Source organism: Novosphingobium sp. IK01 (assembly GCF_033242265.1).
GTDB classification, from domain to species: domain Bacteria; phylum Pseudomonadota; class Alphaproteobacteria; order Sphingomonadales; family Sphingomonadaceae; genus Novosphingobium; species Novosphingobium pituita.
This window is the reverse complement of sequence record NZ_BTFW01000001.1, coordinates 3242635-3256091: the sequence shown is the minus strand read 5'-3', so window position 1 is coordinate 3256091 and position 13457 is coordinate 3242635. Positions and strand designations below refer to the sequence as shown.

Annotated in this window: 13 protein-coding genes, 1 tRNA gene and 1 riboswitch; of the genes, 6 read left to right on the top strand and 8 right to left on the bottom strand. The window is 67.1% G+C overall.

The features are described 5' to 3' along the window. Positions 1-10: 10 nt before the first annotated feature. Positions 11-109, bottom strand: a riboswitch (Fluoride riboswitch). 108 nt (positions 110-217) lie between these two features. Further along, complete coding sequence (locus SBI20_RS15070) at positions 218-1099, bottom strand: GGDEF domain-containing protein (protein WP_317975783.1); 882 nt, start codon at positions 1097-1099, stop codon at positions 218-220. A 307-nt stretch (positions 1100-1406) separates the two neighbouring features. On the opposite strand from SBI20_RS15070, the gene cobA reads away from it, so the two are divergent. From cobA to SBI20_RS15040, 6 genes are all read left to right on the top strand, one after another. Next, positions 1407-2183 carry a uroporphyrinogen-III C-methyltransferase gene (gene cobA / locus SBI20_RS15065; RefSeq protein WP_317975782.1) on the top strand — a complete coding sequence of 259 codons (777 nt, stop codon included), beginning with the start codon at positions 1407-1409 and terminating at the stop codon, positions 2181-2183. Further along, positions 2180-2491 (top strand): DUF2849 domain-containing protein, encoded by a 312-nt coding sequence (locus SBI20_RS15060; RefSeq protein ID WP_411911533.1) that lies wholly within the window; start codon positions 2180-2182, stop codon positions 2489-2491. Before cobA ends, SBI20_RS15060 begins: the two co-directional genes overlap by 4 nt. 1 nt (position 2492) lies before the next feature. Then, a complete protein-coding gene (locus tag SBI20_RS15055; RefSeq protein ID WP_317975781.1) occupies positions 2493-4127 on the top strand; it encodes a nitrite/sulfite reductase in 1635 nt (544 codons plus the stop codon). After that, positions 4120-4563 carry a DUF934 domain-containing protein gene (locus SBI20_RS15050; RefSeq protein WP_317975780.1) on the top strand — a complete coding sequence of 148 codons (444 nt, stop codon included), beginning with the start codon at positions 4120-4122 and terminating at the stop codon, positions 4561-4563. Before SBI20_RS15055 ends, SBI20_RS15050 begins: the two co-directional genes overlap by 8 nt. A 4-nt stretch (positions 4564-4567) precedes the next feature. Further along, a complete protein-coding gene (locus SBI20_RS15045) occupies positions 4568-5404 on the top strand; it encodes a phosphoadenylyl-sulfate reductase (protein WP_317975779.1) in 837 nt (278 codons plus the stop codon). A 127-nt stretch (positions 5405-5531) separates the two neighbouring features. After that, complete coding sequence (locus SBI20_RS15040) at positions 5532-6956, top strand: MFS transporter (protein ID WP_317975778.1); 1425 nt, start codon at positions 5532-5534, stop codon at positions 6954-6956. A gap of 110 nt (positions 6957-7066) precedes the next feature. On the opposite strand, the gene SBI20_RS15035 is transcribed toward SBI20_RS15040, so the two are convergent. The 7 genes from SBI20_RS15035 to SBI20_RS15005 all read right to left on the bottom strand — a co-directional run bounded on the left by SBI20_RS15035 (position 7067) and on the right by SBI20_RS15005 (position 13439). Continuing rightward, a complete protein-coding gene (locus tag SBI20_RS15035; protein ID WP_317975777.1) occupies positions 7067-8002 on the bottom strand; it encodes an NAD-dependent epimerase/dehydratase family protein in 936 nt (311 codons plus the stop codon). 10 nt (positions 8003-8012) lie between these two features. Then, on the bottom strand, positions 8013-9146 hold the full coding sequence (proB, locus tag SBI20_RS15030) for a glutamate 5-kinase (protein ID WP_317975776.1): 1134 nt from the start codon (positions 9144-9146) through the stop codon (positions 8013-8015). Positions 9147-9308: 162 nt separating this feature from the next. Further along, positions 9309-10364, bottom strand: coding sequence for a GTPase ObgE (gene obgE / locus SBI20_RS15025; protein WP_317975775.1), 1056 nt, complete (start codon positions 10362-10364; stop codon positions 9309-9311). Positions 10365-10548: 184 nt separating this feature from the next. Then, positions 10549-10624 (bottom strand) — tRNA-Ala (locus SBI20_RS15020). A 166-nt stretch (positions 10625-10790) separates the two neighbouring features. Next, positions 10791-11537, bottom strand: coding sequence for a hypothetical protein (locus SBI20_RS15015; protein ID WP_317975774.1), 747 nt, complete (start codon positions 11535-11537; stop codon positions 10791-10793). Between the two features lie 212 nt (positions 11538-11749). Beyond that, entirely contained in the window at positions 11750-12493 is a 744-nt protein-coding gene (locus tag SBI20_RS15010; protein WP_317975773.1) for a Bax inhibitor-1/YccA family protein, read from the bottom strand. A 127-nt stretch (positions 12494-12620) separates the two neighbouring features. Beyond that, a complete protein-coding gene (locus SBI20_RS15005; RefSeq protein ID WP_317975772.1) occupies positions 12621-13439 on the bottom strand; it encodes a pyrroline-5-carboxylate reductase family protein in 819 nt (272 codons plus the stop codon). Between the last annotated feature and the right edge of the window lie 18 nt (positions 13440-13457).

Here is a 13457-nt window from a genome sequence, read left to right as displayed (position 1 = left end):
TGCGAACAAGCTACAGGCAGGAATCATCAGCCTCCAGCCATCCTGAAAGAAGGGACGGCATCGGGCGGTTCGGCCAGGGGCCCGGCGGAAATCCATCGCCTTGGCGCGGCTATGGCCCCCAGGCCCCTTGGCGTCAAGCCCGGCGGGCGGGCAGGATCCCGGAGCCCCCTTGGCTTCAGACTTTCAGGCTCAGACTGGCCGGATCAGGTCGGCAGAATCAGACAGCCAGACTGCGCCCGCCGATGGCGGTGTGGCAGACGACGCAATCGCGGCCCAGTTCCTTGGCACTGTAGAGCGCTTCGTCGGCACGCAGGATCGCGGCGTCGATCCTGCCATCCGGACACTGGCTGATTCCGGCCGAGAAGGTGATCGTCCGGCCATTGACCTCCCCGACGGGTGCCACGCGAAGCAAATGGGCGATGCGCGCCATGATCCGGCTGGCCTCTTCCTCAAGGCATCCGGGCAGGAAGACGATGAATTCCTCGCCGCCCCAGCGCCCGACAAGATCGACCCGGCGGGTCTGGCGCGAAAGCACCCCGGCCAGGGCGGACAGGACGCGATCCCCTTCATCGTGGCCGAGCGTATCATTGACCGACTTGAAATAATCGATGTCGAGCATGACGACGCAGCCGCGCCCGCCCTCTGCCAGCACGGGTCCGGCCGCTTCGAGGAAACCCCGCCGGTTGAGCAGGCCGGTCAACGGATCTTCATTCGCCGCGACCTGCAAGGTCTGGATCTGCGTCCCCACCGAAACCGCCGCGCGATGCACCCCGGCATAGAGCGACTGGATGACATCCATGGCCGGCGGCAAGGCTGCCCCTGCGCCCGGCGAGGCTGGCATCGCATCGCGGGCATTGAGGCTCTCGGCAAGGGCATGAATCGGGTTGAGCAGCGCGCCGATTCCCACCAGCGCCCCAATCGTTCCGATCAGGGTGGCCAGCGTCAACAGCACGAAATCGGCCAGTTCCATCCGCCCTGTTGCCAGCCCCCAGATGCAATAGCTGATCAGCGGAAGATGCGTGGTGACGAAACACAGGGTGAAAAGCCGCATCCGCAAGGACCGGGGGAAGATGAAGGACGTTGCCAGATAAAAACGCATTCAGGTTTCCCTTCAAATCTTGCCCGAACCTGTATTTCTGTCCACCTTTTCGAATTATCCATATGGCACATCAACAAAATTTTCGGGAATCTGGTTAACGGGGCCAGACCCGAAGGCAGCATGTCCGGCCCGGCGGGCCAGCTTTCGGGCGCTCCGTGCGGCCCGTGGCAGCGTTAATTCTGCCCCGTTTCGTCGCTTTGCCCCGGCGAGGCTGCGGCGGCACCCGCAGCACGGCTAAAGTTCCCCTAGCCCCGGCCCAACCCATTCTCGCTGGCAGGATGGCGCGCGCGAGGCCACATGCGCCACCATGACTGAACCTGCCCATTTCGGAACCAGCGGAACCGTGTTTCTGGTCGGCGCTGGCCCCGGCGATCCCGACCTGCTCACCTTGCGCGCCGCGCGCCTGTTGATGAACGCGCAAGTCGTGGTCCACGACGGGCTGGTCGATCCCGCCGTGCTGGCCATGGCCCCGCGCGGGGCGCGCTTCATCTCGGTGGCCAAGCGCCGCGCGCGCCACACGATGCCCCAGGAAGAAATCAACGCCCTGCTCGTGCGCGAGGCGCTGGCCGGGCATGATGTCGTGCGGCTCAAGGGTGGCGATCCGTTCATCTTCGGGCGCGGCGGGGAAGAGGCCGAGGCCTGCCATGCGGCGGGCGTGAAGGTCGAAGTCGTGCCCGGCGTGAGCGCGGCGCTCGGCGCTTCGGCTGCGGCACAAATTCCGCTGACCCATCGCGACAATGCCTCGATCGTCTCGTTCGTGGCCGGGCAGTGCAAGGGCCTGTCGGAACAGAACTGGGCGGGGCTGGCGGGCGTTGGCCGCACGCTCGTGATCTACATGGGCGTGGCCAGCGCCGCACCGATCGCCGAAAAGCTGATGGCCGATGGCCTCGCACCGACGATGCCGCTGGCCGTGATCGAGAATGCGGCGCGTCCGCAGATGCGCGTGCTGCGCGGGGAACTGGCGGGGCTGGCCGATCTGGTCGCCCGGAACCATGTCAAAAGCCCGGCGCTGATCGTCATCGGCGAAGTGGCCGCGCGGGGAGATACCATGGAATTGCAGACGATTGTGGAGGCGGCCCGATGAGTGGGGACAAGATCAAGGTGATCACGGGCAGCGACTTGCGCAGCGGCGACGTGGTCTGGTGGACGGGTGAAGGCTGGTCGCGCCATGTCGACAATGCCGTGGCCGTGGAACACGATGCCGAGGCGATCATCGCGCGCGAAAACGCCAAGCAGGTGGTGACCGATACCCATGTGATCGACGCGACCATCGAAGCGGGCGCCGTGCGGCCCGCGCATATCAAGGACCGCATCCGCGCGCTCGGGCCGACCGTGCGCCTCGACCTTTCGCTCAAGCCTGCCGATCCGCAGGCCGGTACCTGGGTGATCTGACATGTACGAATATGACCAACACGATCAGGCCATGGTCGAGGCCCGCGTCGCCGAATTTCGCGGCCAGGTCGCGCGCCGCCTGTCGGGCGAGCTGACCGAAGACCAGTTCAAGCCGCTGCGCCTCAAGAACGGCCTTTATCTTCAGCTTCACGCCTACATGCTGCGCGTGGCGGTGCCCTATGGCACGCTCAGTTCGGCGCAGATGCGCGTGCTGGGCGACATCGCCGACAAGTACGATCGCGGCTATGGCCACTTCACCACGCGCCAGAACATCCAGTACAACTGGATCAAGCTGTCCGATGCGCCGCAGATCCTCGAAGACCTCGCCAAGGTCCAGCTTCACGCGATCCAGACCAGCGGCAACTGCATCCGCAACACCACGTCCGACCATTTTGCGGGCGCGGCAGCCGATGAAGTCGTCGATCCGCGTCCCTATGCCGAACTGCTGCGCCAGTGGTCGACGTTCCACCCGGAATTCGATTACCTGCCGCGCAAGTTCAAGGTGGCGATCATCGCCAGCGACACCGACCGCGCGGCCATGCGCCTGCACGACATCGGCATCCAGATCGTGAAGAACGAGGCGGGCGAAATCGGCTGCAAGTTCTTTGCCGGGGGCGGCATGGGCCGCACGCCGATGATCGCGCCGTGCATTGCGCAATTCGTGCCCGCGCTCCAGATGATCAGCTTCCTCGAAGCGGCGCTGCGCGTCTACAACCGCCATGGCCGCCGCGACAACAAGTACAAGGCGCGCATCAAGATCCTCGTCCACGAGATCGGGGTCGATGAATATGCCCGCCAGGTGCGCGAAGAATTCGCCCATATCCTGACGCTGGGCCTCGAACCGCCGCCGGCCGAACTCGAACGGATCAAGGCGATGTTCGTCGATCCGGGTCTTGAAAGCGGCCTGTCGGACGATCTCGACCTCTCCGATCCCGATTTCGCGCTCTGGGTCGACCAGAACGTCCATGCCCACAAGCAGCCCGGCTATGCGATCGTCACGATCAGCCTCAAGCCGGTGGGCGGCATTCCGGGCGACGCCACCGCCGATCAGATCCGCCTGATGGCCGATCTCGCGCGTGACCACAGCCTCGACGAACTGCGCGTGAGCCATGCGCAGAACATCGTGCTGCCCCATGTGAAGAAGGCCGATCTCTATCGGGTCTGGCAGGCACTCGTCGAAGCCGGGCTGGCCACGCCCAACCTCGACCTGATCACCGACATCATCGCCTGCCCGGGCCTCGATTATTGCGCGCTCGCCAATGCGCGCTCGATCCCCCTCGCGCAGAAAATCACCGACCGCTTCGCCGACATCGGGCGTCAGCGCGAACTGGGCGAGCTGAAGCTCAAGATCTCGGGCTGCATCAACGCCTGTGGCCACCACCACGCGGGCCACATCGGCATTCTGGGGGTCGATCGCAAGGGACTGGAAAACTACCAGCTCCTGCTCGGCGGCGCGGAAAGCGCCGATACCTCGCTCGGCACGATCACCGGGCCGGGCTTCTCGGAAGATGGCGTCGTCGATGCCATCGAGAAGGTCACCGACGTCTACCTCGCCCGCCGCGACGAGGGCGAGCGTTTCCTCGACACCTACCGCCGCATCGGCATGGCCCCGTTCAAGGAGGCGATCTATGGTTGAGACCGTTCTGCGCTACCGCACCGACGAACCCGTCGCCGATCCGGCCGTGACGGTCGATGCCTTTGGCGCGCAAGGCAATGCCACCGCCGTCCGCATCGAGCCGGGCGACGATGCGCTCGCGCTCGTCCCGTTCCTCGACCGGATCGCGCTGATCGAGGTCAACTTCCCCTCGTTCGGCGACGGGCGCGGCTATTCCTCGGCCCGCTCGCTGCGCGAACGCGGCTACACCGGCGAGCTGCGCGCAGTGGGCGACGTGCTGATCGACCAGCTCAGCCACATGCGCCGCTGCGGGTTCGATTCCTTCGCGCCCGACAAGCCGATCAGCCCGCAGGATGCCGAGGCCGCCTTCGCGACCTGGGGTGAAGTCTACCAGAAGACCGTCGATGGCCGCGCCCCGATCTGGGCCGCCCGCCATCCCGGTGCCCAGAAAGCCTGACACCATGACCAGTCCCGCCCAAGCCACGTCCCACGTGCCCGACCGCATCGACACGTCCCCCCGCTTCACCCCCGAAGAAGTCGCCGCGCTCAACGCGCGCTTCGACGGGGTCGAGGCGCAGGACATGCTCGCCGCCGTTCTGGCCGAGGGGATCGCCCAAGGGCGTACTGGGCGGGTCGCGGTCGTCTCCAGCTTCGGCGCGGAAAGCGCGGTCCTGCTCCACCTCGTGGCGCAGGCCGACCGCAATACCCCGGTCCTGTTCCTCGACACCCACAAGCACTTCCCCGAGACGCTGGCCTATCGCGACCAGCTGATCGGCAAGCTCGGCCTGACCGACTTGCGCGTGCTCGAACCCGATGCCGCCGTCGTGGCGAAAAAGGACGAGACCGGGTTGCGCTGGTCGTGGGACCCGGACGGCTGCTGCGAAATCCGCAAGGTGATCCCGCTGGCCCGCGCGATGGCCGGGTTCGATGCCTCGATCACCGGGCGCAAGGGCTTCCAGTCCTCGACCCGCGCTGGCCTGCCCCGCTTCGAGATCGACACGGCGGACGCCGCCGGACGGCTGAAGATCAACCCGCTCGCCAACTGGCCAAAGGACCGCCTCGAAGCCTATTTCGAGGCCCATGGCCTGCCCCGGCACCCGCTGGTCGCGCAAGGCTATCCCTCGATCGGCTGCGCGCCCTGCACCAGCAAGGTCGCGCCGGGCGAAGACCCGCGCTCGGGCCGCTGGAAGGGCTGGGACAAGACCGAATGCGGCATCCACGTCCCCGGCCACGGCGATCAGGCCAGCGAGGTCGGCCAGAGCAGCCCGCTCCCGCCCGGCTACGACCCGGTCTTCTGACCTTTTTGCTGAAATTTCCCGACCGGGTTGAAGGCATGCCTTCAGCCCGGTTTTCCTGTGCAGGCTGGGCAGACAGCCCATCCTTTGCCAAAGCGGGATGCGCCAGCCGATGGAAGGATACCCGCGCTTGTCCGCACAGCCGCCTGAAATAGCTCCCGCCCCGCTCTCGCCGCTGCGCCGGCGCCTGATGATGAGCCTGGTGACCGGCGCGCTGTTCATGGAAATGCTCGACGGCACGATCCTGGTCACCGCGCTGCCCTCGATGGCGCGCACGTTCCACACCACCGCCGTCGCGCTCGACATCGGGATCAGCGCCTACATGCTCGCGCTCGGCGTGCTGATCCCGGCCAGCAGCTGGATGGCCGACCGCTTTGGCGCGCGCCGCGTGTTCATGACCGCGATCACCATCTTCACGATTGCCTCGGCCCTGTGCGGCAGCGCGCGCTCGGTGCCTGCCTTCGTAGCCTTGCGCGTGGTCCAGGGGATCGGCGGCGCGATGATGACCCCGGTCGGACGGCTCGTGGTCATCCGCCATACCCCGCGCAAGGAACTGATCGGCACGATGTCGGCGCTGATCTGGCCCGCGCTGTTCGCGCCGGTGGTCGGCCCGCCCATCGGCGGCCTCATCACCGAACATCTGGGCTGGCGCTGGATCTTCTATTTCAACGTGCCGCTGGGGCTTGTCGCGCTGGTCGCCGCGTTCTGGCTGATCCCCGACGTGCGCGGCGCGCGGCGGCGGTTCGATATGACCGGCTTCCTCCTCACCGCGCTGGGCGTCTTTTCGCTCCAGATCGGCTTCGAGCGCGGCGCCCGCGCGCTTTCGGCCCCCGCGCTGGCGCTGATCGCTGGGGGGCTTGCCGTGCTCGCCCTCGCGCTCGTCCACATGCGCCGCAGCCCGCATCCCTTGCTCGATCTGGCCGCGCTCAAGACCCATTCGTTCCGCGCGGCGGTCAGCGGCGGCACCCTTTCGCGCATGGCCATCGGCGCGGTGCCGTTCCTGCTCCCGTTGATGATGCAGGCGGGCTTCGGCTTCAGCGCGGTCCATGCCGGGCTGTTCGTGGTCGCGCTGTTTGCGGGCGACATTGCGATGAAAAGCATGGTCGGGCGCATCCTGCGCCGCTTCGGCTATCGCCGGGTGCTGCTGGTAAACGGCGTGCTCTGCGCGGGGTCGCTGGCCTCGCTGGCGCTGATCGGCATCGCCACGCCTGCCCCGCTCGTCGCCGCGATGCTCTGCGCCAATGGCCTTGTCCGCTCGCTCCAGTTCTCGGCGCTGGCCACGCTGGCCTTCGCCGATGTCGACCGGCAGGGCATGGGCGACGCCAATGGCCTGTTCAACACCGTCCTCCAACTGGGTGCGGCAGCCGGGGTGACGGCGGCGGCCATGAGTGTCCACGCCGGGGGCCTGTTCGCCCGCGTCGCGGGGCTTGGCGGGGCTGGCGCGGATTACCGCTTCGCATTCCTCGTCATGGCTGGCCTCGCTCTTGTCGGCGTGATCAGCGTCTGGCGGCTTCCGGCGGAAACCGGGCGTTCACTGACCCACGCGGCAGCCTGAGAGCCCTGAAGAACAAGGGATACCGCAGGGGGCAGGGCCCCCTGCACCCCATTAGCTCTGGATGGGGCAGTGCCTCTGGCAAAGGCCGGGCATGGCAACTGGCGCCGCTTTCAAAGCCAGCCTTCTTCCTTGTACCAGGCTGCCGTCGCATGGAGCCCGATGGCCGTTTCCACTTGCGGTTCCCACAGCGAGGCGGGCGGACGCGCGCTTTCACTCACGGTCCAGTCCGGGTGGCTCATGTAGCTCACGCGGTCGGCGGTGAGCTTGGCCTTGTCGCCGCGAATCAGACGGTCGAGCTTTGCCGCCCATTCGAGCAGCCAGCGCGGCAGCGGCAGCGGCCACACGCGGCGCCCCATCGCCATGCCGATGGCGCGTGCAAGGGCAACCTGGTCCCAGCCCCCCGGCGTCCCGTCGTCGGGCTCGAAGGTCTGGCTCGTCACATCCTCGCCACCGGGGATCAGCGCGATCAGCAGCCGCGCCAGATCGCTGACATGGATCACCGAAGCGCGCCCGCCGGGCGGCAACGGGATGATCCCGGTCTTGGCCAGCTTGAACAGTTCGAACATCTCGGTGTCGCGCGGACCATAGATCGCCGGTGGGCGCACGACCGTCCAGTCGAGGCTGGAGGCCTTGACGATCATCTCGCCCTTGCGCTTCGACGTGCCATAGTCCGAAAGCTGCGGTTCGCGCACCGAGAGCGAGGAAACGTGGATGAACCGCTCCACCCCGCCCGCCAGCGCCGCGTTCACGACATTGAGCGTGCCGGTCACATTGCCTTCATGGAAACCGGCCATATCAGGCGCATTGACCACGCCCGCGATGTGCAAAACCACCCCGGCGCCCGACAGCAGCCGCTTGAGCGCCGGGCCATCGTTGAGATCGCCGCGCACCCATTCCACGCCCTCGCGCGCAGGCTGTTCGCGGCGGGTGAGAGCGCGCACTTCCACGCCCGAACGCGCGGCCTGTTCGAGCACGGCTTGCCCGACAAACCCGGTTGCACCGGTCACGGCGAGCAGCTCGCCCGGTCGCTGACGCAAGGCCATCATTCAGGAATTCTCACAAGAGGACCAGTTGGTCGCGATGAATAAGCGCCGAGCGCGGGGCATAGCCGAGGATGGCCTCGTGCGCCGACGAGGGATGGCCGATCAGGCGCACCGCCTCCCCGGCATCGTATTCGCACAGGCCGCGCGCCAGAACCTGTCCGTCCGGGCCTTCGACCGCAACGACATCGCCGCGCGCGAATTCGCCCTCGATCCGCGTAACCCCGGCGGCCAGCAGGCTGGCCCCACCGGCCAGCGCAGCGGCGGCCCCGGCATCGACATGGACCGTGCCGCGCATCCGCAGCCGCCCGCCCAGCCAGGCCTTGCGCGCGGTATGGCGATGGCGCGGGACAAACAGCGTGCCACGCCCGGTGCCCAGCGCGGCGCCAATCGGCGCAACCGGCTGCCCGTCGATGATCGCCAGCGCCATGCCCGCCAGTTCGGCGATTTCGGCAGCCTGCAACTTGGAAGTCATGCCACCCGAGCCCAGCCCAGAAGACGAACCGCCCGTGGCCATGGCATGGATTTCAGGGGTCACCCCCTCGACCACGGGAATCCGCACCGCGCCGGGCAGACGCGGATCGCGATCATAAAGCCCGTCGATGTCGGACAGCAGCAGCACCCCTTGCGCGGCGGCGGCCTGCCCCACGCGCGCGGCAAGGCGGTCGTTGTCGCCAAAGCGGATTTCTTGCGTGGCTACCGAATCGTTCTCGTTGATCACCGGCACGGCCCCGGCGGCCAGCAGGCGCCCGAGCGTGGCCGTGACGTTGAGGTACCGGCGGCGATCCTCAAGGTCTTCGAGCGTCAGCAGAATCTGCGCGGCGGTGATGCCATGGGTGGCGAGCAGTTCGGCCCAGAGGCCCGCCAGCGCAATCTGCCCGACCGAGGCGGCGGCCTGCGCATCGGCAAGGCTCCCCCGCCCGCCCTTGGCCAGCCCCAGACGCCGCGCGCCCAGCGCAATCGCGCCCGAGGACACCACGATCACGTCCTGTCCCCGCGCGCGCGCCGCAGCGATTTCGGCGACCAGCGCAGCCAGCCATTCGCGCCTTGGCTGCCCGTCCTTGCCCACCAGCAAGGCCGAGCCGACCTTGATCACGAGGCGCGGACAATGGGCCGATTCGGCGATGTGGGAAAGCTGACTGATGGTCATGATCGCGGCGGCTTAGGCCAAATGCCGCACGACGGAAAGGCACCTTGAAGCAATTGCGCCACGGGTCGGCGCGCCCCGGTGCAAAGCGTTCCGAATTGTCGGTTTGTTGCCGTCAGAACGGTGCCAGACCGCAACTCGGCCACAATTCAGACCGGGGACAATTCAGATAGGGGACCAGGGCTTGGCCTGCGCCGCATCCTCCACCTCGCCCATCGGGCGTTCGGTGGTGGTCGCGGCGGGCAGATAGTCGAGCACGGCGTCGAGCAGGTCGTCCATGCCCTTGCCCGTCGCGCCCGAGATCGGGAAGACCCGCGTAGCCCCCGCCTCCAGCAATTCGGCGCTGAACGCGCGGACCAGTTCGGCATCGACAAGATCGATCTTGTTGAGCGCAACCAGACGCGGCTTGTCGTCGAGACCCGCGCCATAGGCTTCGAGTTCTTCCTCGACGATGGCCAGCGCCTCGGCCGGGTCGGTGCCATTGATGTCGATCAGGTGGATCAGCACGCGGCAGCGTTCGATATGGCCGAGGAAACGGTCGCCGATCCCCGCCCCTTCGGCAGCGCCCGCGATCAGGCCGGGAATGTCGGCCAGCACGAATTCACGCGCACGGTGGCGCACCACGCCCAGTTGCGGGCGCGTGGTGGTGAACGCGTAGTCGCCGACTTTGGCCTTGGTGTTGGTGATCTGGTTGATGAAGGTCGACTTGCCGGCATTGGGCAGGCCGACAAGGCCCGCATCGGCCAGCAGCTTGAGACGCAGCCAGACGTACATTTCCTGGCCCGGCCAGCCCGGCCCGCACTGGCGCGGGGCGCGATTGGTCGAGGACTTGAACGAGAGGTTGCCGCGCCCGCCATCGCCGCCGCGCAGGAAGACCACGCGCTGCCCGGCTTCGGTCAGGTCGGCCAGAACCGTCTCGCGGTCGTCATCGAGCACCTGCGTACCGACGGGAACCTTGATCACCAGATCATTGCCCCCCGCGCCCGTGCGGTTCTTGCCCGCGCCGCCATGGCCGCGCTGGGCCTTGAAGTGCTGGGTGTAGCGGAAGTCGATCAGGGTGTTGAGGCCGGGCACGGCCTCGAACACGATATCTCCGCCCTTGCCGCCATCGCCGCCATCGGGGCCGCCATATTCGACGTACTTCTCGCGGCGGAAGCTGACCGCACCGGGACCACCGGTACCCGAGCGCACGAAAATCTTGGCCTGGTCGAGAAAGTGCATGAAAAAGCGTCCGGCAGTCCTGAGGCGGCACAAGCGGCGCGAAACGGGAAAAACCCAAACGCCAACTGCGCCACAGGCCCGCGTCCTGCCCTTCCCCTTGCGAACGGCGCTTGGGGGACAGGCTGGCAGCAGGCTGGCGATCATGAGGGATCGCGCAAGAGGCCCGATCCGGTCTGTTGTATACTGGTGGAGCCGAGGGGGATCGAACCCCTGACCTCGTCATTGCGAACGACGCGCTCTCCCAGCTGAGCTACGGCCCCGTTCCAGTATCTTCCGAAAGTCCGGCTGCCTTGCGGCTTCCTTGCTTCGGGAGCGCCGCCATTAGCGCGAGTGAGGAGCCGCGCCAAGAGCAAATTTCATCTTTTTTTCAGCTCCGGGTCGACAGCCTGCCGACCCGGAGCAACAGCCTTGCCTTGCCCGGGGGCCTCAGCCCTCGGTCGGCTCAGTCTTTCCCGCCCCGCTCGCAACCACGATCTGCGCGCCGGGCTGGGCGTCGCCATACTGGGCGTGCCAGGCCGCCACGTCGGAACGATAGGCGTCGTAGCGACGATAGAACGCGTCGAACACCACCTCGATGTTGGGCAGGCTGCGCACGGCAAAAGCCTCGAACTCGACCGGCTTCACGGCGGCGGCATCATGAGCCATCGCCAGCGTCGCATCGCAGAAATCGGCCAGCGTGGGCGGCAGCGCGAAGTGGTTGTAGACCGAGGTCATGTACTGTTCGCGCGGGCCCACGAACCGGGCGCCGTACTTCGCCTTGAATTCCTGGTCGATCGTGCGGTTGGCCTTGGCCAGCGCCTTGGCATGGGTCTTGAGGAAGGCGCGGTAGAGCGGCACGAGCTGGGCATGGCGCGCGCTCGTGCAGTTGAGCGCGGCGACATTGTAGGCCGAGCGCAAGTTCCAGATCGACTGGGCATCGCTGATGTTGCGATTGACCGACTGGCGCAGCCCGCTCGAATCGAGCGGCGGCACGGTGAGATTGGCGCTTGCGCCATTGGGCGGCACCGGCAGCGGCGGCACGGTCACCACCTTGCGCGGCGGCGGCGCGGCGGGCGGCGGCGGCGCGTGCGGGCCCGAGCAACCGGCCAGGGCCGCCGCCCCGACCAGTGCGGTTCCCCCCAGCGCCCGCATGGCCCGGCGGGCAATCGCCGACCGTCCGTTCGAAGCGGGCATTTCTGCGTTATTCGTAGCGCTTGCGCGCAGCATTCGTACCATGGACAGACCCCGGATCACTCTGCCGGGGCAAGCGGCCATCCGCCCGCCCCGCTCGTAGAAGCACATCACGATTGGTAAGCGATCTTTCCCGCAAAGGAAATGCCCGGCAACCACGAGGGCCACCGGGCATATCTTTTATCTCGGGAAATAACCGGGGAGCAACAGGTCGCTCAGCGGCGGTCGCCCATCAGTTGCAGAAGCGAGGTGAACATGTTCACGAAGTCGAGGTAGAGGCTCAGCGCGCCCATCACGACGACCTTGTCGGCATAGTCCGTGCCCGCGACGTAGGCATACTGTTCCTTGAGGCGCTGCGTGTCATAGGCGGTGAGCCCGGCAAAGATCAGCACGCCCAGGAAGCTGATACCCCAGGCCAGACCCGGCGAGGCCAGCCACAGGTTGATCAGCGACGCGATGATGATGCCGAACAGGCCCATGATCATGAAGCTGCCCATCGCCGACAGGTTCTTGCCGGTGGTGTAGCCAAACAGGCTCAGACCGGCAAAGGCGCCCGCCGTGGCGAAGAACGTCGCGGCGATTGAGGGACCGGTGTAGACGAAGAACAGCGACGAGAGCGACATGCCCATCACCGCGCTGAACGCCCAGAACAGCGCCTTGAGCGCGGTCGAGGACAGGCGGTTGAGGCCAAAGCTCATCACCATCACGAAAGCGAGCGGCGCGAGCACCACCAGCCAGCGCAGCGGCGTGCCGAAAACGGCGACGGCCAGACCGCTGGTCGCGAACACAAGCGCCACGAGGCCCGAGAGCAGCACGCCCGAAGCCATGTAGTTGTAGATCGAGAGCATGTAGCGCCGCAGGCCCGCGTCGAATGCTTCGCCACGCCCATAGGCACCCGACAGGCTCGGAGACGCACCGAAGCCCGTCTGCGAGGGCCGAGGATCGTTCCAGTTTGCCATGTGCTTGCACTTTCTCCGTTGCAGGCCAAAACGGCCCATGCGGCCAATATCGGCATTCCGGCCTCGCCTTTCAAGCGAAACCGGAACCGCAATCGTGTGACAAAATGTATTGGCCTGTCGCCGGTTTTCACCCCGCCGCGCGGGCGGCCTCGGTCATCTCGGCGCCGCGGTCGCGCGAACCGCGCAAGGTGTCCTCCATCAGGCGCACGAGACGATCATCAGCATCAAGAACGTTGAGGCCGACCTGGGTCGTGCCCCCCGGACTGGCCACGCGGCGGGCCAGTTCGCTCGGGCTATGGGGCGAAGCCGCCGCCAGCGCCGAAGCACCCTCGACCATGGCCAGCGCCAGACGGTCGGCCTGATCGCGCGGCAGACCCAGTGCAGCAGCCCCGGCCGCCAGCGCGTCGATCACCCGATAGACAAAAGCCGGGCCGGACCCGGCCAGCGCAGCGACCAGATCCATCTGGTCTTCGCCCGAAAGCCATTCCGTGCTGCCCAGCGGCGCCATCAGCGTCTCGATTTCCGCGCGCAGGTCCGAACCGGCGCCAGCATCCCTGTCGGCCACCAGCGCAATCGGCGACTTGCCAAGCGCCGCCGCCAGATTGGGCATGACGCGGACAATCGCCGCCGCCTGCGGGAAACGGGCCCGCAGCGTCGCCAGATCGACCCCGGCCAGGATCGAGAGCAGGATCGTGTCCTTGCCCACGAACGGCGCGACCGTTTCGGCGGCGGCAGGCAGGCCCTGCGGCTTGAAACCGAGCAGGACGAAGCGCGGCGGCGCCTCGCCCACCGGCGCTGCGCGCAGCAGGCGCACCCCTGCCGGAGCCTGGGGCAGATGGGGATCGACCACGGTGAAAGCCGCCGGGGCGATGCCGCCCGCCAGCCAGCCATCGAGCATGGCCCCGCCCATGTTGCCACAACCGAACTGAAGGAAGGAATAGGTCATGAGAATGCTTGGCTCCAA

What these genes read in the sequence shown, in the direction of transcription:
- SBI20_RS15070 (WP_317975783.1), bottom strand. Translation starts at nt 1,099, where the DNA reads ATGCGTTTTTATCTGGCAACGTCCTTCATCTTCCCCCGGTCCTTGCGG.
- cobA (WP_317975782.1), top strand. Translation starts at nt 1,407, where the DNA reads ATGACTGAACCTGCCCATTTCGGAACCAGCGGAACCGTGTTTCTGGTC.
- SBI20_RS15060 (WP_411911533.1), top strand. Translation starts at nt 2,180, where the DNA reads ATGAGTGGGGACAAGATCAAGGTGATCACGGGCAGCGACTTGCGCAGC.
- SBI20_RS15055 (WP_317975781.1), top strand. Translation starts at nt 2,493, where the DNA reads ATGTACGAATATGACCAACACGATCAGGCCATGGTCGAGGCCCGCGTC.
- SBI20_RS15050 (WP_317975780.1), top strand. Translation starts at nt 4,120, where the DNA reads ATGGTTGAGACCGTTCTGCGCTACCGCACCGACGAACCCGTCGCCGAT.
- SBI20_RS15045 (WP_317975779.1), top strand. Translation starts at nt 4,568, where the DNA reads ATGACCAGTCCCGCCCAAGCCACGTCCCACGTGCCCGACCGCATCGAC.
- SBI20_RS15035 (WP_317975777.1), bottom strand. Translation starts at nt 8,002, where the DNA reads ATGATGGCCTTGCGTCAGCGACCGGGCGAGCTGCTCGCCGTGACCGGT.
- proB (WP_317975776.1), bottom strand. Translation starts at nt 9,146, where the DNA reads ATGACCATCAGTCAGCTTTCCCACATCGCCGAATCGGCCCATTGTCCG.
- obgE (WP_317975775.1), bottom strand. Translation starts at nt 10,364, where the DNA reads ATGCACTTTCTCGACCAGGCCAAGATTTTCGTGCGCTCGGGTACCGGT.
- SBI20_RS15015 (WP_317975774.1), bottom strand. Translation starts at nt 11,537, where the DNA reads ATGCCCGCTTCGAACGGACGGTCGGCGATTGCCCGCCGGGCCATGCGG.
- SBI20_RS15010 (WP_317975773.1), bottom strand. Translation starts at nt 12,493, where the DNA reads ATGGCAAACTGGAACGATCCTCGGCCCTCGCAGACGGGCTTCGGTGCG.
- SBI20_RS15005 (WP_317975772.1), bottom strand. Translation starts at nt 13,439, where the DNA reads ATGACCTATTCCTTCCTTCAGTTCGGTTGTGGCAACATGGGCGGGGCC.